17 protein-coding genes are annotated in these 19,143 nt (G+C 71.3%); 11 read left to right on the top strand and 6 right to left on the bottom strand.

Features of this window, described 5'->3' with window-relative positions:
- Nucleotides 1-81: 81 nt before the first annotated feature.
- The gene (locus ACGFNV_RS11300; protein WP_393621348.1) at nucleotides 82-936 is read right to left on the bottom strand and encodes an SDR family oxidoreductase; all 855 of its coding nucleotides are present in this window, start codon (nucleotides 934-936) and stop codon (nucleotides 82-84) included.
- Nucleotides 937-1,029: 93 nt separating this feature from the next.
- Here ACGFNV_RS11300 and ACGFNV_RS11295 point away from each other — a divergent pair, with 93 nt between their 5' ends.
- A complete protein-coding gene (locus ACGFNV_RS11295; RefSeq protein ID WP_393621346.1) occupies nucleotides 1,030-1,419 on the top strand; it encodes a winged helix-turn-helix transcriptional regulator in 390 nt (129 codons plus the stop codon).
- A gap of 21 nt (nucleotides 1,420-1,440) precedes the next feature.
- Here ACGFNV_RS11295 and ACGFNV_RS11290 read toward each other — a convergent pair whose 3' ends face one another.
- The 5 genes from ACGFNV_RS11290 to ACGFNV_RS11270 form a co-directional block, all read right to left on the bottom strand.
- Nucleotides 1,441-2,520 carry a 2-oxoacid:ferredoxin oxidoreductase subunit beta gene (locus ACGFNV_RS11290; RefSeq protein ID WP_133927737.1) on the bottom strand — a complete coding sequence of 360 codons (1,080 nt, stop codon included), beginning with the start codon at nucleotides 2,518-2,520 and terminating at the stop codon, nucleotides 1,441-1,443.
- A complete protein-coding gene (locus ACGFNV_RS11285; RefSeq protein WP_393621344.1) occupies nucleotides 2,513-4,441 on the bottom strand; it encodes a 2-oxoacid:acceptor oxidoreductase subunit alpha in 1,929 nt (642 codons plus the stop codon). Before ACGFNV_RS11285 ends, ACGFNV_RS11290 begins: the two co-directional genes overlap by 8 nt.
- A gap of 292 nt (nucleotides 4,442-4,733) precedes the next feature.
- On the bottom strand, nucleotides 4,734-5,393 hold the full coding sequence (locus tag ACGFNV_RS11280; protein ID WP_393621502.1) for a LuxR C-terminal-related transcriptional regulator: 660 nt from the start codon (nucleotides 5,391-5,393) through the stop codon (nucleotides 4,734-4,736).
- 483 nt (nucleotides 5,394-5,876) lie between these two features.
- Nucleotides 5,877-7,214, bottom strand: a complete 1,338-nt coding sequence (locus tag ACGFNV_RS11275; RefSeq protein ID WP_393621343.1) for a sensor histidine kinase — start codon at nucleotides 7,212-7,214, stop codon at nucleotides 5,877-5,879.
- 134 nt (nucleotides 7,215-7,348) lie between these two features.
- Entirely contained in the window at nucleotides 7,349-8,530 is a 1,182-nt protein-coding gene (locus ACGFNV_RS11270; RefSeq protein WP_393621341.1) for a sensor histidine kinase, read from the bottom strand.
- Nucleotides 8,531-8,771: 241 nt separating this feature from the next.
- Between ACGFNV_RS11270 and ACGFNV_RS11265 the strand changes: the two genes are divergently transcribed.
- The 10 genes from ACGFNV_RS11265 to ACGFNV_RS11220 are packed head-to-tail and all read left to right on the top strand — an operon-like array spanning nucleotide 8,772 to nucleotide 19,044.
- The gene (locus ACGFNV_RS11265) at nucleotides 8,772-9,191 is read left to right on the top strand and encodes an NADH-quinone oxidoreductase subunit A (RefSeq protein WP_393621339.1); all 420 of its coding nucleotides are present in this window, start codon (nucleotides 8,772-8,774) and stop codon (nucleotides 9,189-9,191) included.
- On the top strand, nucleotides 9,182-9,865 hold the full coding sequence (locus ACGFNV_RS11260) for an NADH-quinone oxidoreductase subunit B (protein WP_393621337.1): 684 nt from the start codon (nucleotides 9,182-9,184) through the stop codon (nucleotides 9,863-9,865). Before ACGFNV_RS11265 ends, ACGFNV_RS11260 begins: the two co-directional genes overlap by 10 nt.
- Nucleotides 9,862-11,400 (top strand): NADH-quinone oxidoreductase subunit C, encoded by a 1,539-nt coding sequence (locus ACGFNV_RS11255; protein ID WP_393621335.1) that lies wholly within the window; start codon nucleotides 9,862-9,864, stop codon nucleotides 11,398-11,400. The genes ACGFNV_RS11260 and ACGFNV_RS11255 overlap by 4 nt, the downstream gene beginning before the upstream one ends.
- A complete protein-coding gene (locus ACGFNV_RS11250; protein ID WP_393621333.1) occupies nucleotides 11,397-12,365 on the top strand; it encodes an NADH-quinone oxidoreductase subunit H in 969 nt (322 codons plus the stop codon). Before ACGFNV_RS11255 ends, ACGFNV_RS11250 begins: the two co-directional genes overlap by 4 nt.
- A gap of 2 nt (nucleotides 12,366-12,367) precedes the next feature.
- Entirely contained in the window at nucleotides 12,368-12,928 is a 561-nt protein-coding gene (locus tag ACGFNV_RS11245; protein WP_133927729.1) for an NADH-quinone oxidoreductase subunit I, read from the top strand.
- A complete protein-coding gene (locus ACGFNV_RS11240; RefSeq protein ID WP_393621331.1) occupies nucleotides 12,925-13,599 on the top strand; it encodes an NADH-quinone oxidoreductase subunit J in 675 nt (224 codons plus the stop codon). Before ACGFNV_RS11245 ends, ACGFNV_RS11240 begins: the two co-directional genes overlap by 4 nt.
- Nucleotides 13,599-13,976, top strand: a complete 378-nt coding sequence (nuoK, locus tag ACGFNV_RS11235; protein WP_133927728.1) for an NADH-quinone oxidoreductase subunit NuoK — start codon at nucleotides 13,599-13,601, stop codon at nucleotides 13,974-13,976. The genes ACGFNV_RS11240 and nuoK overlap by 1 nt, the downstream gene beginning before the upstream one ends.
- Nucleotides 13,973-15,967: an NADH-quinone oxidoreductase subunit L gene (locus ACGFNV_RS11230; RefSeq protein WP_393621330.1), complete on the top strand. Its 1,995-nt coding sequence runs from the start codon at nucleotides 13,973-13,975 to the stop codon at nucleotides 15,965-15,967. The genes nuoK and ACGFNV_RS11230 overlap by 4 nt, the downstream gene beginning before the upstream one ends.
- Before the next feature lie 6 nt (nucleotides 15,968-15,973).
- Nucleotides 15,974-17,548, top strand: coding sequence for a NuoM family protein (locus ACGFNV_RS11225; protein WP_393621328.1), 1,575 nt, complete (start codon nucleotides 15,974-15,976; stop codon nucleotides 17,546-17,548).
- A complete protein-coding gene (locus ACGFNV_RS11220) occupies nucleotides 17,545-19,044 on the top strand; it encodes an NADH-quinone oxidoreductase subunit N (RefSeq protein ID WP_393621326.1) in 1,500 nt (499 codons plus the stop codon). The genes ACGFNV_RS11225 and ACGFNV_RS11220 overlap by 4 nt, the downstream gene beginning before the upstream one ends.
- Nucleotides 19,045-19,143 lie beyond the last annotated feature (99 nt).

The following is a 19,143-nucleotide window of genomic DNA, read 5'->3' as shown; positions in this document are numbered from 1 at the left end:
CGCCCCCGCCTGTCATGTCCGTATCGCCATACGGTCATGACAGGCGGGGCCGGTCGCCCCAGGGCCTTCGAGAGGGGAAGCTCAGCCCTTGAGCGCGACGGCGATGGATTCGGAGATCGGCGTGGTCGGGCGGCCGATCAGGCGGGTCAGGTCGCCGGTGGTGACGACCAGCTCGCCCTTCTCGATGGACGCGTCCACGCCCGCGAAGGTGGCGGCGAGCGGACCGGGCAGGCCCGCGCCGGTCAGGATGCCGGTGAACGCCTCGACGGAGACGGGGCTGTAGCCGATCTCCTTGCCGGTCTGCCGGCTCAGCTCGGCCGCGTACTCGGCGAAGCTCCACGCCTCGTCGCCGCCCAGCTCGTACGTCTTGTTCTCGTGGCCCTCGCCGGTCAGCACCGCGACCGCGGCGGCCGCGTAGTCGGCGCGGGAGGCGGAGGAGACCCGGCCGTCACCGGCGGCCTGCACGACCGCGTTGTGCTCCAGGACCGGGCCGAGGTTGCCGGTGTAGTTCTCGTTGTACCAGCCGTTGCGCAGCAGGACGAAGGGGACGCCGGAGGCGAGGAGGGTCTCCTCTGTGGCCCGGTGGTCGTCGGCGAGGGAGGCCGTCAGGGTGCCGGGCGCGCTGGTGTAGGCGAGCAGGGCCACTCCGGCCGCCTTGGCGGCGTCGATGACGACCTTGTGCTGCTGCGGGCGGCCCTTGTCGAACTCGTTGCCGGAGATCAGCAGCACCTTGTCGCCGGCCGCGAAGAGGCCGTCGAACGTCTCGGGCGCGTTGTAGTCGGCGACCGCGAGCTTCACGCCCCGGGCCGCGAAGTCGGCGCCCTTCGCCTCGTCGCGTACGACGGCGGTGATCTGCTCGGCCGGGACCTTCTCCAGCAGCTGCTCCACGACGAGGCGGCCGAGGCTTCCGGTGGAGCCGGTGACGACGATGCTCATGGTTCAGAACTCCTAGTGGGGTGCGGGACTGGCACTAACCATAGGAGGTGCGCTAACTCTGCGAAAGTACCCACTTTGAAGTAAGGTACTGGCATGGCCGTAAGTGACCGCTTTCCCCAAGCCGAGGGCATGTGCCCCCACCGTCTCGTCATGGAGCACGTGACCAGCCGCTGGGGCGTGCTGGTCCTCATCCAGCTCCTGGAGCGCCCCTACCGCTTCAGCGAGTTGCGGCGCGCCATCGGGCGGGTGAGCGAGAAGATGCTCACCCAAACCCTGCAGACCCTGGAGCGCGACGGACTGGTCCACCGCGACGCCAAGCCCGTGATCCCGCCGCGCGTCGACTACTCCCTGACCGACCTCGGCCGCGAGGCCGCGGAGCAGGTGCAGGCCCTCGCGCTCTGGACCGCCCGGCGCATGGGCGACGTGGAGAAGGCCCGCCAGGCGTACGACGAGGCCCGGGACCAGCAGTCCCGGGCCTCGTGAGCCTGCACGACCTGCGTCGGCTCAGCCGACCACCGTCCAGGTGTCGCCGCCGGCCAGCAGCGACGCCAGGTCGCCCTTGCCGTTCTGTTCGATCGCGGCGTCGAGCTGGTCGGCCATCTGCGTGTCGTACACCGGCCGCTCCACCGACCGGAACACGCCGATCGGGGTGTGGTGCAGGGTGTCGGGGTCGGCCAGCCGGGAGAGCGCGAAGGCGTTCGTCGGGGACGCGGAGCGGGCGTCGTGGACGAGGATCTGCGACTCGTTCTCCGGCGTCACGGTGACCACCTTCAGATCACCCGTGGCCTGGTCCCGGACGACCCCCCGCGCGCCGTCCGTCCCGAAGCGGACCGGCTGCCCGTGCTCCAGGCGGATCACCGCCTCCTCGGCCGACTGCTTGTCCTTCAGCACCTCGAAGGCGCCGTCGTTGAAGATGTTGCAGTTCTGGTAGATCTCGACCAGGGCGGTTCCGGGGTGGGCGGCGGCCTGCCGCAGCACCTCGGTGAGGTGCTTGCGGTCGGAGTCCACCGTCCGGGCGACGAAGGACGCCTCCGCGCCGATGGCCAGCGACACCGGATTGAAGGGCGCGTCCAGGGAGCCCATCGGCGTCGACTTGGTGATCTTGCCGACCTCGGAGGTCGGGGAGTACTGGCCCTTGGTCAGCCCGTAGATCCGGTTGTTGAACAGCAGGATCTTGAGGTTGACGTTGCGGCGCAGGGCGTGGATCAGGTGGTTGCCGCCGATCGAGAGCGCGTCGCCGTCGCCCGTGACCACCCACACGCTCAGGTCCCGCCGGCTGGAGGCGAGCCCCGTCGCGATGGCCGGGGCGCGGCCGTGGATGGAGTGCATCCCGTATGTGTTCATGTAGTACGGGAAGCGCGACGAGCAGCCGATGCCCGAGACGAAGACGATGTTCTCCTTGGCCAGGCCGAGCTCGGGCATGAAGCCCTGCACGGCTGCCAGAATCGCGTAGTCACCGCAGCCGGGGCACCAGCGCACTTCCTGATCGGACTTGAAGTCCTTCATGGACTGCCTGGCCTCGGCCTTGGGGACGAGCGAGAGCGCCTCGATCGTGTCCGTGCCTTCCGTGGTCGTCTCAGCCATCGATGGCCTCCTTGAGAGCCTTGGCGAGCTGTTCGGCCTTGAACGGCATGCCGTTGACCTGGTTGTACGAGTGCGCGTCGACCAGGTACCGCGCCCGGACCAGGGTGGCGAGCTGGCCGAGGTTCATCTCGGGGATCACGACCTTGTCGTAGCGCGCCAGGACCGTACCGAGGTTCTTCGGGAAGGGGTTGAGGTGGCGCAGATGGGCCTGCGCGATGGACTCGCCGGCCGTCCGCAGCCGTCGTACCGCCGCGGTGATGGGCCCGTAGGTCGAGCCCCAGCCCAGCACCAGGGTGCGCGCCTCGTGCGGGTCGTCGACCTCGAGGTCGGGGACGTCGATGCCGTCGATCTTGGCCTGGCGGGTGCGGACCATGAAGTCGTGGTTGGCCGGGTCGTAGGAGATGTTGCCCGTGCCGTCCTGCTTCTCGATCCCGCCGATCCGGTGCTCGAGACCCGGCGTGCCCGGGATCGCCCACGGCCGGGCCAGGGTGTGCGGGTCACGCTTGTAGGGCCAGAACACCTCGCTGCCGTCGTCGAGGGTGTGGTTGGGCCCCTGCGTGAACTGCACCCGCAGATCGGGCAGCTCGTCGATCTCGGGGATGCGCCAGGGCTCGGAGCCGTTGGCGAGGTAGCCGTCCGACAGCAGGAACACCGGCGTGCGGTACGTCAGCGCGACCCGGGCCGCCTCCAGGGCGGCGTCGAAGCAGTCCGCGGGCGTACGGGCGGCGATCACCGGCACCGGCGCCTCGCCGTTGCGCCCGTACATCGCCTGCAGCAGGTCCGCCTGCTCGGTCTTGGTCGGCAGACCCGTCGAGGGCCCGCCGCGCTGGATGTCGACGACCAGCAGCGGCAGCTCCATCGACACCGCGAGCCCGATGGTCTCGCTCTTGAGCGCCACACCGGGTCCGGAGGTCGTCGTCACCGCGAGGGACCCGCCGAACGCGGCCCCCAGTGCCGCGCCGATCCCGGCGATCTCGTCCTCCGCCTGGAAGGTCCGCACACCGAAGTTCTTGTGCTTGCTCAGCTCGTGCAGGATGTCCGAGGCCGGCGTGATCGGGTACGAGCCCAGGAACAGCGGCAGATCCGCCTGACGGGAGGCCGCGACCAGGCCGTAGGACAGCGCCAGGTTGCCGGAGATGTTGCGGTAGGTACCCACCGGGAAGGCCTTCGCCGCCGGGGCCACCTCGTAGCTGACCGCGAAGTCCTCCGTCGTCTCGCCGAAGTTCCAGCCCGCGCGGAACGCGGCGATGTTCGCCTCCGCGATGTCGGGCTTCTTGGCGAACTTGGTTCTGAGGAACTTCTCCGTGCCCTCGGTCGGCCGGTGGTACATCCACGACAGCAGACCCAGCGCGAACATGTTCTTGCTGCGCTCGGCCTCCTTGCGGGAGAGCTCGAACTCCTTCAGCGCCTCCACCGTCAGCGTGGTCAGCGGCACCGGATGGAGCTGGTAGCCGTCGAGCGAGCCGTCCTCCAGCGGCGAGGTGGCGTAGCCGACCTTCGTCATCGCCCGCTTGGTGAACTCGTCCGTGTTGACGATGATCTCCGCGCCGCGCGGCAGGTCACCGATGTTCGCCTTCAGGGCGGCCGGGTTCATCGCCACGAGCACGTTCGGCGCGTCGCCGGGCGTCAGGATGTCGTGATCGGCGAAGTGCAGCTGGAACGAGGACACCCCGGGCAGGGTTCCGGCCGGTGCCCGGATCTCGGCGGGGAAGTTCGGCAGGGTCGACAGATCGTTGCCGAAGGACGCCGTCTCCGACGTGAAACGGTCTCCGGTGAGCTGCATACCGTCACCCGAGTCACCCGCGAACCTGATGATCACACGATCGAGGCGACGGACATCCTTCACCCCGTTCGCTTTGCGCTGCTCTCCCACGACGGTTCCGTCGGCCTGCTCCGCTGCGCTGCTGACCTGGCTGGTCACTGAACTGGACCTCCTTCGAGGCGGCTGTCGGGGAGCGGCCTTCCCGGAGGCCCTCCCAGGATCAACCCTACGTCTGTGAGGGTTGCCTGACCTCGGACATCCACATGATGGTCGTCGCTTCGAGGCGCCTCGGCGCCCCGCCACGCCGTGCTCCCGATGACCTGACTTGCCACGATTCACTCGCCCCCGACGCTTCCCTTGAAGACGCACCTTGTCCGTTGCCCGGTTCTCGGGTTCTACGGCCCGCGAGTCGACCGACGCTGGATTACCGGCACAGCGAGCGCCTCTCCCATCAGGAGTTCAGGTACGTCAGCACCGCGAGCACCCGCCGATGGTCCCCGTCGCTCGGGGAGAGCCCGAGCTTCAGGAAGATGTTGCTGACGTGCTTCTCCACCGCCCCGTCGCTGACCACCAGCTGCCGGGCGACCGCGGAGTTCGTACGGCCCTCCGCCATCAGCCCCAGCACCTCCCGCTCCCTCGGCGTCAGCCCCGCGAGCACGTCCTGCTTGCGGCTGCGCCCCAGCAGCTGCGCGACCACCTCGGGGTCCAGCGCCGTACCGCCCTCGGCGACCCGCACCACCGCGTCCACGAACTCGCGCACCTCGGCCACCCGGTCCTTCAGCAGATAGCCGACCCCCCGGCTGGAACCGGCCAGCAGTTCGGTGGCGTAGCGCTCCTCCACGTACTGCGACAGCACCAGCACCCCGAGCCCGGGATGCGCCTTGCGCAGCTGTACGGCCGCCCGCACCCCTTCGTCGGTGTGCGTCGGCGGCATCCGTACGTCCGCCACGACCACGTCGGGCAGCAGGCCCTCGGCGTCCAGCTCCGTGATCGTCTTGACCAGCGCCTCCGCGTCCCCCACCCCGGCGACGACCTCGTGCCCGCGGTCGGTCAGCAACCGGGTCAGGCCCTCCCGCAGCAACACCGAATCCTCGGCGATGACCACCCGCACCCTGTCCTCCACGTCCTCCGGCCCCCCACAGCCCGACTCACCCACCCCGGCCCGCACGTCCGCGCGGCGCCCGTCCGATGGAACAAGTCCAGCATTCCAGCATCGGGAGCCCGGTGCGCCCGAGCAAGGGGAAGAGGGCGGCGACACGCCGGGTTTCGGCCTTCACGTGACGCGTTGTCGATCGTCGGGAGGGGTGGAAATTCAGCCCGTCCGGCGTTTGAGGACGAGGCCGTTCAGGCCGACGGGGGTCCAGGGGGCAGAGCCCCCTGGCGGGGTCGAAGGGGCGGAGCCCCTGGGGGAGGGAACGGGTAAGGGCGGCGGGGGCGAAACCCCACCGCCGCGCACCCCGGCTCACCCACCCCGGGCCCCTCGGCTCACCCACCCCGGGCCCCTCGGCTCACCCACCCCGGGCCCCTCGGCTCACCCACCCCGGGCCCCTCGGCTCACCCACCCGGGCCCCTCGGCGCCCCCCGGCAGGGAATCTCACCGCCGCCAGGGCAACTCCGCCGTCACCCGCGTGGGCCCACCCACCGGCGAGTCCACCACCAGAATCCCGTCCACCGCGTCCAACCGCCCCGCCAGCCCGGCCAACCCCGACCCGCCGGAGGCATCCGCACCGCCCACCCCGTTGTCCACCACCTGCAACATCAACCGGTTCTCCACCCGCCACACATCGACCGCCGCCCACGTGGCCCCCGAGTGCTTGCTGATGTTCTGCAGCAACTCCGACACCGTGAAGTACGCGATCCCCTCGATCGCCGGCGCCGGCCGCTCCGCCAGATCCACCTCCACCTTCACCGGCACCGCGCACCGCGACGACACCGCCGACAGCGCCGCGTCCAGTCCCCGGTCCGTCAGCACCGCCGGGTGGATCCCGCGGGCCAGGTCCCGCAGCTCCTGCAGCGCCGTCTTCACCTCACCGTGCGCCTCGTCCACCATCCGCGCCGCCGCACGCGGGTCCTCCGCCAGCTTCTCCTTCGCCAGCCCGAGATCCATCGCCAGCGCCACCAGCCGCGCCTGCGCCCCGTCGTGCAGATCCCGCTCGATGCGCCGCAGGTCGGCCGCCGCCGTGTCCACCACGACCCCCCGGTCGGACTCCAGCTCCACCACCCGCTTCGCCAGCAGCGACGGCCCGAGCAGCCCGTGCACCATCAGCCGGTCCACCATCGTCAGCGCCCGCACGATCCACGGCGTGGCCATCGTGAACAGCAGCCCCACCAGCGCGGTGACGGTGATCTCGAACGGGTTGTCGAGGTAGATCCGGTGCGTCTCGTCCCCGTACAGCTGGAGGCCGCCCTGGTCGCCGTACATCGGGAACAACCAGAACCACAGCGGATACGTCAGCAGCGTCCACCCGCACGAGAAGAAGGTCACCGAGACGGCGAAGGAGAACACCGACCACGGCAGCTGGAGCACGGAGTACAGCATGTGCCGCCACGACGTGCCGCTCTTGAGGACGGCGCCCATCCACCCCATGGGGCCGTGCTTGCGTACCCGCAGCGGCTCCGGGTCGGCGACCTCCAGGCCGAGCAGTGCCCGCGCCCGCGCCCGCTCCAGCGCGCCGATGCCCCGGCCGCCGGCCAGCGCCCCCGCCAGCACCGGAATGCCGAGGAACGTCACCAGCAGGCCCGCGCCCAGCGACACCATCGTCACGGCGTACGTGAAGAGCACGATGCTGATCGGCAGGCTCAGCAGGACGTAGGCGAGCTCGCCCCAGTGGCGTCCCTCGATCGGCGCCCGCAGCGCGGTGGGCAGCCGGTGCTGCCGACCGGTCTCCTGGAAGCCGTACCCCTGTCCGTACTCCCCGTACTGCGTGGCCATCGGTCCCGTCCGTTCTGTTCGTCGTGCGCCTCGGCTTGTCGTACCTCCACCCTCCCGGGCGGCGGCCCCGCGGACCATGGAGTCCGTCGGCGTCTCGGAAGGGGGGTTTTCCCTACCCCTTCCACACACGCTGTTCAGGACCGGTCCCGCCAGGGCAGTTCCGCCGTCACGGTCGTGGGCCCGCCGGGCGGTGAGTCGACGACGAACAGCCCGTCGACGGCGCCGAGGCGCTCCGCCAGCCCCCTGATCCCCGTACCGCCGTCGAGGCTCGCGCCCCCGCGGCCGTCGTCCCAGACCTGGATCAGCAGCCGGTCGTCCGTCCGCCACACGTCCACCGCCGCGGACCTCGCCCCGCTGTGCTTGCTGATGTTCTGCAGCAGTTCCGACACCGTGAAGTAGGCGATGCCCTCGATGGCCGGCGCCGGTCTCGACGGCAGGTCGGCCGTCACCTTCACCGGCACGGTGCAGCGGGAGGCGACCGACGACAGCGCCGCGTCCAGGCCGCGGTCGGTGAGGACGGCGGGATGGATGCCCCGGGCGAGGTCGCGCAGTTCCTGTAGCGCGAGCTTCACCTCGCCGTGCGCCTCCTCGACCATCGAGGCGGCCGTGTCCGGGTCCTCCAGCAGCTTCTCCTTCGCCAGACCCAGCCCCATCGCCAGATTGACCAGGCGCGCCTGCGCCCCGTCGTGCAGATCCCGCTCGATGCGCCGCAGATCGGCGGCGGCCGTGTCGACCACCACCCCCCGGTCGGACTCCAGTTCGGCGATACGGCGCTCCAGCTCGTCCGAGGGGGAGAGCAGCCCGCGCACCATGGCCCGGTCCACGTTGGTGAGCCCGCGCGCCAGGAACGGCAGCACCGGCCACAGCACGAACAGCGAGGTCAGGGTCAGGGCGAAGGTGAGGATGCCCCACGGCAGCCGGATCAGCTCGTACAGCCCGGCCCGCCAGCCCACCGGATCCTTCAGCGCCTCCCACATCCGCTGGAGGAAGCCCCGCCCACGCCGGGGCAGCGGGCTCGGCTCGTCGATCCGCACCCCGAGCAGCACCCGCGCCCGGGCCCGCTCGAACCGGCCCAGCTGCCGGGCACCCGCCAGCCCCACCGCGAGCACCGGCAGCCCGATCACGGTGATGCTCAGCCCGGCGCCGGTGAACATCACCGTCATCACATAGCTGAAGCCGAGCAGCGACATCGGCAGGTTCGCCAGGAGATGCGCGATCTCCTTCCATGTCTGAGAGTCGAGGGCGAACCGGGCGGGGGGCAGCACGGTCTCGCCCTGAGCGTCTCCCGGTCGGGAGGCGGAGTGGGATGCGGTCATACGGGTTAGCGTGCCGCGCCGTGCGCCCCCGCGCCATGAGGTCGGCCGCCCTCAGCCCACGGGGGAAAACCCCACCCCGGCCCCACCCCGGCCCCACCACGGCCCCGCTCCGCCCCCGCCCCCGCTGCTCAAGGCGTGACGGGCTGCTTACGCTCTCTTTAGCAGGCCCTAGACTCGCGTGCGTACAGATCGTCGAACACTGTCGAGCAACACTGTCGAGGCAGGGAGCGAGGGGCAGACGTTGTCGGAGACGCTGCGCGAAACGGTGAGCGACCCGACGGTCGTCGTCGCGGCGGACTACTTCCAGTCGTACTCGGTCGTCGGACTGCTCGCGCTCGTCGGTGTGCTGTTCGTCGCCGTCGCGTTCGGCGCCGGCCGCCTGCTGCGCCCGGTCGTGCCCACCCCCGAGAAGCTCCTGACGTACGAGTGCGGTGTGGACCCCGTGGGCGAGGGCTGGGCGCACACCCAGGTCCGCTACTACGTCTACGCGTTCCTGTACGTGATCTTCGCCGTCGACTCGATCTTCCTCTTCCCCTGGGCCACGGTCTTCGCCGCGCCCGGCTACGGCGCGACGACCCTCGTGGAGATGTTCATCTTCCTGGGCTTCCTGGCCGTGGGCCTGCTCTACGCGTACAAGAAGGGGGTCCTGACATGGACGTGACCCCGGACCTGACCCCGTCCACCCCTGAGCCCGTGCTGCTTCCCGAGCCGAAGCGGCTGGGCGCGCTCGCCCGGCTGGCCCCCGAGCCGATGAAGGTGGTCCTCAACTGGGGCCGCCGGTACTCCCTGTGGGTCTTCAACTTCGGCCTCGCCTGCTGCGCGATCGAGTTCATCGCCGCGTCGATGGCCCGCCACGACTTCATCCGCCTCGGCGTGATCCCCTTCGCCCCGGGCCCCCGCCAGGCCGACCTGATGGTCGTCTCCGGCACGGTCACGGACAAGATGGCCCCGGCGGTCAAGCGCCTGTACGAGCAGATGCCGGAGCCGAAGTACGTCATCTCGTTCGGCGCCTGCTCCAACTGCGGCGGCCCCTACTGGGACTCCTACTCCGTCACCAAGGGCGTCGACCAGATCATCCCCGTCGACGTCTACGTCCCCGGCTGCCCGCCCCGCCCCGAGGCCCTCCTCCAGGGCATCCTCAAGCTCCAGGAGAAGATCGCCCGCGAATCCCTCCACGAGCGGTACGGCACGCCGCCGCGCCCGTCCACGGCGGCACTCCAGAGCGGGTTGGTACGTCCACCGGCCGACGGAGCCGCTTCGGGGACCGGTGCCGGGGCCGAGACCGGGGCTGGGTCTGCCTCGGGAGCCGAGTCCGCTTCGGGAGACGCGCGATGACCGCCGTGGGCTGGCTGCCCGCCCCCGCCGAGGACCTCTTCGGTACGGAGGCCACGGCCGAGGAGTCCTACGACGTCCTGACCGTGGACGTGCCGCCGACCGCCTGGATCACGGCACTGGAGACGGCCCGGGACCGCCTCGGCTGCACCTACTTCGACTGGCTGAGCGCGGTCGACGAGCCGGGCACGGGCTTCCGCGTCGCCGCGCACGTGGCGGCGCTGTCCCCGGTGCGCCGCCTGCTGCTGCGTACCACCGTCCCCCACGAGGCACCGGTCCTGGCCTCCGCCGTCGACGTCTACGCCGGCGCGGCCTGGCACGAACGCGAGACGCACGAAATGTTCGGCGTCGCCTTCGAGGGCCACCCGGCCCTCGACCACCTCCTCCTCCCCGAGACCTTCGAGGGCCACCCCCTCCGCAAGGACTTCGTCCTCGCCGCCCGCGTCGCCAAGGCCTGGCCCGGCGCGAAGGAACCGGGCGAGTCCGACCACGGCGGCCCCAAGCGCCGCCAGATGCTTCCCCCCGGCGTCCCGGACCCGAACGAATGGGGCCCCCTGAAGGGCCAACTGCCCCCTGCCCCCACCCGTCCAGCCCGCGGAGCGGGCCGCACCGCGGGGGAGCGCCCGGCACGGGCCGCCGGCGAACGCCCCGCGCGGGCCGCCGGCGAGCGTCCGGTACGGCGGACCCGTACGGCAGCGGAGGGCTCGGCCAGCCAGTCCACCGAGGTTCCCCGGACCCAGACGCCGGCGGGCGAAGCTCCCACCCCTGAGCCGCCGACGAGCCAGGCTCCGACGGCCGGCCCCGCAGCATCGCAACAGGCCCAGGCCGGGGAAACGCCGTCCACCCCGCCCGCGAGCCCCCGTCGTTCGCGGAGCGTCTCCGAGGGGTCGGCTTCGCAGCGGCCGCAGGACACGGGAGCGTCCGGCGCCCGCCGCTCCCGCAGCGCGAGCGAGGGCTCGTCCTCCCAGCGAGCGGCCCCCACCGAGCCCGCCGAGGCCCCGGGCCCGAAGACCCCCACCGCCCCCCGTAGCGCCGACGCCCCCTGGCACCACGCCCGCCCGGCCTTCAACGAACCAGAACCCAAGCCGAAGCGACAGTCTGAGCCGGAGCAGACCGCGGAGCCGGAGCAGACCGCGGAGGCCAGCCAGGCACGTGGTCCGCGGCCCGACGCCGAGTTGGCGTCCGAGGCCGAGGCCGAGGCCGAGGCGAAGCCCGAAGCCGGGCCGCTGCCCGACGCCGAGGCGACGCCTGAAGCTGAGGCGACGCCTGACGTCGAGCCGATGCCGGAAGCCGAGCCGATGCCGGAAGCCGGGCCGAAGCCCGACGCCGAGCCGAAGCCCGCCCCCGAGCCGACCCCCGAATCCGCTTCACCCCCCGCGCCCGCCTCGCCACCCACCCCCGAAGCCGGCCCGCAGGCACCCCCCGCCCCCGAAGCCCCAGCACCCCCCGGAACCCCCGAAGAACCGGGCCCTGCCCAGGATTCCGCCCCCGGCGGCAACACCCGCACCCCCGAGAACCCCCCAGGAGGCCGGCAGTGAACGACGCTCTCGACGTCGCTCTGCGACTCCTGATCGTCTTCGGCGTGTTCCTCACCTTTCCGCTGATCGTCGGTCAGACCGAGCACAAGGTGATGGCGCACATGCAGGGCCGCCTCGGCCCGATGTACGCGGGCGGCTTCCACGGCTGGGCCCAGCTCATCGCGGACGGCGTGAAGTTCGCGCAGAAGGAGGACGTGGTCCCGACCGGCGCGGACCGCCGTATCTTCCAGCTCGCCCCGGCCGTTGCCCTGCTGCCGTACCTCCTGGTCCTCCTCGCCATCCCCATCGGCCCGGGCGAGGGCGCGGTCGGCCAGGTCGTGGACGCCGGCGTCTTCTTCGTGCTCGCCGTGATGGGCGTCGGCGTCCTCGGCTCGCTCATGGCCGGCTGGGCCTCCGCCAACAAGTTCTCCCTCCTCGGCGGCCTGCGCACCGCCGCCCAGCTCCTCGCCTACGAACTCCCGATGCTGCTGACCGCCGCCTCGGTGGCGATGGCGGCCGGCACCGTCTCCCTCCCCGGCATCCTCGACGCCTTCGAGTGGTGGTGGCTGCCCTGGCAGATCGTCGGCGCGATCGTCTTCTTCGTCGCCGGCCTCGCCGAACTCCAGCGCCCGCCCTTCGACATGCCCGTCGCCGACACGGAGATCATCTTCGGCGCGTACACCGAGTACACCGGCCTCCGCTTCGCTCTCTTCCTCCTCGCCGAGTACGCCGGAATCGTCGTCCTGTGCGGCCTGACCACCGTCCTCTTCCTGGGCGGATGGCACGGCCCCTGGGGCGCCGACGGCCTCGGCTGGGTCTGGACCCTGCTGAAGGCGGCGGTGCTGGCCTTCATCGTCATCTGGCTGCGGGTCACCTACCCGCGCCTGCGCGAGGACCAGCTCCAGAAGCTGTCCTGGACCCTCCTCGTCCCCCTCTCCCTCGCCCAGATCGCCCTCACCGGCATCGTCAAGGTGGTGATCCAGTAGCCATGGCTCCCTTCCCCGGCTCCGGCCTCGCCAAAGGCCTGGCCGTCACCCTCCGCACGATGACGAGGAAGACCGTCACCGAGCAGTACCCGGACACCCAGCCCGACCTCCCGCCCCGCACCCGAGGCGTGATCGGCCTGTTCGAGGAGAACTGCACGGTCTGCATGCTGTGCGCCCGTGAGTGCCCCGACTGGTGCATCTACATCGACTCCCACAAGGAGACGGTCCCGGCGGCGACCCCGGGCGGCCGCGAACGCAGCCGCAACGTCCTCGACCGCTTCGCCATCGACTTCTCCCTGTGCATGTACTGCGGTATCTGCATCGAGGTCTGTCCTTTCGACGCCCTGTTCTGGTCCCCGGAGTTCGAGTACGCCGAGACCGACATCCGCGACCTCACCCACGAACGCGACAAGCTCCGCGAGTGGATGTGGACCGTCCCGGCCCCGCCCGCCCTCGATCCCGCCGCGGAGGAACCGAAGGAGATCGCCGCGGCCCGCAAGACGGCCGAGAAGCTGGCGGCCGCGCAGGCGGAGCCGACCGACCCGGCCGGAGGTGAATCGTGACCCTCGCTCAGGCACCGCACCTGGCCGTCGCCCAGGCACAGCACGCTGCCCTCGCCCAGGCACAGCACGGCTTCCTCTCCCCGACCGGCGTCGAGATCGCCTTCCTCCTCGTCGGCCTCGTCACCTTCGGCGCCGCGCTCGTCACCGTCACCACCAAACAGCTGGTGCACGCCGCCCTGTGGCTGGTGGTGACCCTCGGCGGCCTCGCCGTCGAATACCTCCTGCTCACCGCGGAGTTCATCGCCTGGGTGCAGGTCCTCATCTACGTCGGTTCCGTCGTCGTCCTCCTCCTGTTCGGTCTGATGCTCACCCGGGCTCCCATCGGCCGCTCCCCGGACGCCGACTCCGGCAACCGCTGGGCCGCCCTCACCGTGGCCGTCGCCGCGGCGGCGGCCCTTGTCTGGGTGGTCGTCGACGCCTTCCGCACCACCTGGATCGACCTCGACGGCCCGGCAGCCGGCTCCACCGAGGCCACCGGCGCGAGCCTTTTCCAGAACTGGGTCCTCCCCTTCGAGGCCCTCTCCGTCCTCCTCCTCGCGGCCCTGGTCGGCGCGATCGTCCTGTCCCGCAAGGCGAAGGCCGAGTCGAGCTCTCCTCCTGTGAACGCCCGGGCAGTCACCAAGAGTTCCCGGTCGGTCACAGAGGGTTCCGAGCAGGAAGGTGCCCGCTGATGCACCTCGCCTATCCCGCCGTCCTCTCCGCCCTCCTCTTCTGCACGGGCCTGTACGGCGTCCTCGCCCGTCGCAACGCGATCCTGGTCCTGATGTCGGTCGAGCTGATGCTCAACGCCGTCAACCTCAACCTCGTCGCCTTCGACGTCTGGCTCAGCCGCGCCGCCGAGGAGACCCTGCACTCCGGCCAGGCCCTCACCCTGTTCACCATCGCCATCGCTGCCGCCGAGATCGGCATCGGCCTGGCGATCGTCCTCGCCGTCCACCGCAACCGCGGCACCGCCGACATCGACAAGCTGCGCGACACCGCCGAGGGCCACGAGACCGACACCCCCGAGACCGAGCCGGGCACCGAGAAGGCTGAGGCCACCGCGTGACCACGACCACTCTCGCCGCCCTTGTCCCCCTCCTCCCCTTCCTGGGCGCGGTCGCGGGTCTGCTCCTGGGCCGCACGGCGCCCGGCTTCGTCCGCCCGCTCGCCGTCCTGCCGACGCTCACCTCCCTCGTCCTGGCCGCGATCGTCGCCGTACGCCAGGGCGGCGACCAGGCGGTGAACGCCGCCACCGAGCTCACGCCCACCGGCTCCGTCCCCATCGAACTCGCCCTGTACATCGACGGCTTCGCCGCCCTCGTCGCCGTCCTGGTCGGTGTCGTAGCCACCTGCGTGCAGATCTACTCGACGGGCTATCTGCGCGACGACCCGCGCTACCCCTCGTACGCAGCCCTCGTCTCCCTGTTCACCTCCGCGATGTTCCTGGTCGTCTACTCCGGCGACCTGATCGTGCTGCTGGTCGGCTGGGAAGTCATGGGCATCTGCTCCTACTTCCTGGTCGGCCACTACTGGGAGACCCCGGAGGCCCGCGCCGCTTCCATCAAGGCCTTCCTGGTCACCAAGCTCGGCGACGTCCCCTTCCTCATCGGCCTGTTCGCCCTCGCCACCCAGGTCGGCTCCTTCCGCATCACGAGGGTCCTCGGCGCGGTCGCGCACGGCGGACTCGACCACCCGACCGTCATCGCCCTGCTGCTTCTCGCGGGCGTGGCGGGCAAGTCGGCGCAGTTCCCGCTGCACACCTGGCTCCCCGACGCGATGGCGGGCCCCACACCCGTCTCCGCGCTGATCCACGCCGCGACGATGGTCGCCGCCGGTGTCTACTTCGTCGCCCGGCTCCTCCCCGTCTTCCAGGCCTCCCAGGCCGCTCTGGTCGTCCTCGCCGTCATGGCCGCCGTGACGATGGCCGGTTCCGGCCTCGCCGCGCTCGCCCAGGACGACATCAAACGCGTCCTCGCCTACTCGACGATCGGCCAGCTCGGTTACATGACCGGCGCCCTCGCCGTCGGTGATCGCGGTGCCGCCGTCTTCCACCTCCTCTCGCACGGCGCATTCAAGGCGCTGCTGTTCCTCGCGGCCGGCGTGATCATCCACGCCGCCGGCACCAACTCGCTGGCCGCCATGTCCCGCATGAGTCATCTGCGCGACCGCATCCCCGACGCCTACTGGACGATGACCGTGGCGCTCCTCGCGCTCGCCGCGATCCCGCCCTTCAGCGGCTTCTTCTCCAAGGAGTCCGTCCTCGGCGCCGCCGAACACGTCGCCACCGGCCACACCGAGCACGCCCCCGCCGCCGTCGGCTGGATCGTCCTGGTCGCCGGCCTGGTCACGGCCCTGCTCACCGCCGCCTACGCGACCCGCCTGTGGCTGCTCGCCTTCCGCGGCCGGGGCGCCGAGGCCCCCGACCACGGCAGGCAGCCCCTGACCATGACCGTGGTGCTGTGGGTGCTCGCCGTACCGTCCCTCGCGCTCGGCGCGTTCGCCTACCGTGTGCTCCCCGACTGGTTCGACGGCCGTGACCTGACCCCGGCCCTGACCACCTCCGTGCTCGGCACGGGCATCGCCCTGGTCGGCGGCATCGTCACCTACGGCGCCTGGCGGCACACCACCGCCGTGGCGGCCCGTGTACCCCTGGGCGCGGTCGCGGCCCACCCCGAGGGTGACGCCGCCCTGGTCGAGGCCGAGGCCATCGCGAGCCACGCGCCCGCCTACGGAGACGTGGCCTCCGCCCCAGACCCGGCGGACCCGGGACGGCTGCTGCTCGGCCCGCTGCACCGCCACGCGGCCGTCGGCTTCCACCTCGACGCCGTGTACCGGGCGCTGTTCGTCCGCCCGGTCCAGGCCGGAGCGAGTCTCGTCCGGTTCCTCGACCGCGAGGTCGTCGACACCTACGTGAGCGGCGCGGGCGCCCTGCCCCGCCTCCTCGGCGCCGCCGTACGGCGCGCCCAGACCGGCAACGTCCAGACCTACGTGAGCGCGCTGCTCGCCGGCACCGTCGTCCTGGCGGTCGCCGCCCTTCTCGTCGCCACGGGAGCGTGAGCAGGCGTGATCGATATCAACGAGTCCGTGATGCAGTTCCTTCTGGCGTTGATCGTCGTCGGCCCGCTCCTCGGTGCCGCCGCCGCTCTCCTGCCCGCCCCTCCCGGGCTGAAGGGGAAGTCACCCGAGCAGGCCGTGCTGCGGCACGGCGTGACCGTGACCGGCGCGATCCTCATCGCCGCGATCGTCCTGGCGCTCGGCTTCGACCACGACCATCCGTCGAAGATGCAGGCCACGACCGACATCAGCTGGATCCCCGCACTGGACGTGCGGATCCACCTCGGCATCGACGGCATCTCCCTCCCCCTTCTGGTCCTGACCGCGCTGCTGACCTTCCTCTGCGCGCTCTACTCCTACTTCAAGCCGCCCGCGGGCCCGTCCCCGAAGGCCTTCGTCGCGCTCCTGCTCGTCCTGGAGACCGGCACCCTCGCCACCTTCGCCGTCCTCGACCTCGTGCTGTTCTTCCTCGCCTTCGAGACGGTCCTCATCCCGATGTACTTCCTCATCGCCCGCTGGGGCGGTGCGCAACGGACCCAGGCCGCCTGGAAGTTCATCCTCTTCACGCTGCTGGGCTCCGTCGTCATGCTGCTCGGCCTGCTCCTGATCGGAATCAAGGCGGGCACGTTCGACATGGTGGCACTCGCCACTGACAACGGCCGGTCGCTGACCACATCGGTGCAGGTCATCGCGGTTCTGGCGATCGGTGTCGGGCTCGCGGTCAAGACCCCGATGTGGCCGCTGCACAGCTGGCTGCCCGACGCCCACACCGCGGCGCCGACCGTCGGCTCGGTCCTGCTGGCCGGTGTCCTGCTGAAGATGGGTACGTACGGGTTCGTCCGTATCCTCCTGCCGGTCGCGCCCGACGGGTTCCACACCTTCGCGCCCTACCTCGCCGCCTTCGCCGTCGTCGGCATCATCTACGGGTCCCTGGCCTGCCTGGCCCTCGCCAAGCAGGGCGCGAAGGGCGACCTCAAGCGCCTCATCGCGTACTCCTCCGTCGGCCACATGGGCTTCGTGCTGCTCGGCATCGCCTCCACGACCCCGACCGGCGTGAACGGCGCCCTGTTCGCCAACATCGCCCACGGCCTGATCACTGGCCTGCTCTTCTTCCTGGTCGGCGCGCTGAAGGACCGCACGGGCACGTCCGACCTGGACACCCTCGCGGAGGAGACCGGCGCCGCGCTCTACGGCAAGGCACCCCGCCTCGGCGGCCTGCTCGCCTTCGCCGCGGTCGCCTCCCTCGGACTGCCCGGCCTCGCCGGGTTCTGGGGCGAGATGCTGGCCCTGTTCGGCGCGTTCGACCCGGCCGACGACCTCAGCCGGCCCGCGTTCCTCACCTTCACGGCGATCGCCGCCTTCGGCACCCTGCTCACGGCCGCCTACCTGCTCGTCGTGGTCCGCCGCGTCTGCATGGGCGCGGCCCCGCAGGACGCCCCGAAGCTCACCGACGTCCGTACGTACGAGCTCGCGGCCTGGACCCCCCTCGTCGTCCTCACCGTCGTCGCCGGTCTCTGGCCCAGGGCCCTCCTCGGCCTGACCGACCCGGCCGTGCAGCAGCTCCTGGCAGGAGGCACTCGATGAGTTCCCTCGTCCAGTCCGTCGACTGGCTCGCGATCGCGCCGCCCACCCTCGCGGCGGTCGTCGGACTCGTCGTCCTCGTCGCCGACCTCTTCGTCGGCGACGCCAGGAAGGCCGTACTGGGCTGGGTCTCCGTCGCCGGACTGGCCGCCTCCGCGCTCCTGCTGCTGCCCCTCCTGGACGGCGACCGCTCCACGTTCTGCCTGACCGGCGACGCCGACGTCTGCAGCTACACGGCCGACCGCTTCACGCTCGTCATCCAGTTCCTGGTCCTCGGCGGCGCCCTCCTCGCCGCCCTCCTGTCGGTCACCGCCCTGAAGGACGCCCGCAAGGAACTCCCCGAAGGGGAGTTCTGGTTCCTGCTGCTGTCCTCCGCCGCCGGGGCGGCCCTCCTGCCCGCCTCCCGCGACCTCGCCACGCTGGTCGTCGCCCTGGAGGTCGCCTCGCTGCCCGCCTTCGCCCTCGTCGGCATCCGGCACGGCGACAAGCGGTCCTCCGAGGCGGCCCTGAAGTTCTTCCTGTCGTCCGTCACGGCCACCGCCGTCAGCCTCCTCGGCATCAGCTTCGTGTACGCGTCGACCGGCACCCTCTACCTCACCCAGGTCGCCGACCGCATCCAGCACGTCGACGGACAGCTCCAGACCCTCGCCCAGACCGGCGTCGTCCTCACCCTCGTCGGCTTCGCCTTCAAGACGGCCGCCGTCCCCTTCCACTTCTGGGTGCCCGACACCTATGTGGGAGCCCCGCTCCCCATCGCCGCCTACCTCTCGGTCGTCGGCAAGGCGGTCGGCTTCTCCGGCCTCATCCTCGTCACCGTCGTCGCCTTCCCGTCGTACGCCGACGCCTGGGGCCCCGCCCTCGCCGCGCTCGCCGCCCTCACCATGACCGTCGGCAACGTCGGCGCCCTGCGCCAGCAGGCCACGCGCGCGTACAGCGCGGTACGGCTGCTCGCCTGGTCCTCGGTCGGCCAGGCCGGCTACCTCCTCGTACCGATCGCCGCGGCCGCCTACTCCGACGACCCCGAGCACTCGATCGGCTCCACGGTCGCCTACGCCCTCATGTACGCCGCCGTGAACCTCGGCGCCTTCGCGGTGGCCGCCGTCGTGGGCCGTACCAAGACCCTGAACCGCGTCACGGACTACCAGGGCCTGTACGCCAGGAACCCGGTCGCAGCCCTCCTGCTGGCCTTCTTCCTGCTGTGCCTGGCCGGACTGCCACCCGGCATCATCGGCCTCTTCGCCAAGGTCACCGTCTTCTCGGCGGCCGTCGACGCGGGCCTCGGCTGGCTGGCCGTGGTCATGGCCGTCAACGTGGTGATCGCGCTGTTCTACTACCTCCAGTGGACCGCCCTGCTGTTCCGCGCCCCCGAGGGCGAGCCCGAGAAGCACCGCCTCCCCGCCCCCCTCACGGCGGCCATCACCCTCACCGCGGCCCTCGGCATCGCCCTGTCGGGAGCCCCCCAACTGGTCCTGCGCTTCACCGACACCGGACTCTTCTGAGCCTCCGCGCATCCGTACGCGCGCGTGGGGCACCCGTCCGTCACGCGCGCGTACCCGGCACCACCAGCCGTCACCCGTACGGCTCAAGCGCGCCGCCGT

This window comes from Streptomyces sp. NPDC048751 (assembly GCF_043198595.1).
GTDB lineage: Bacteria > Actinomycetota > Actinomycetes > Streptomycetales > Streptomycetaceae > Streptomyces.
The sequence above is the reverse complement of the archived record's forward strand: the minus strand, read 5'-3'. Positions and strand labels throughout refer to the sequence as shown.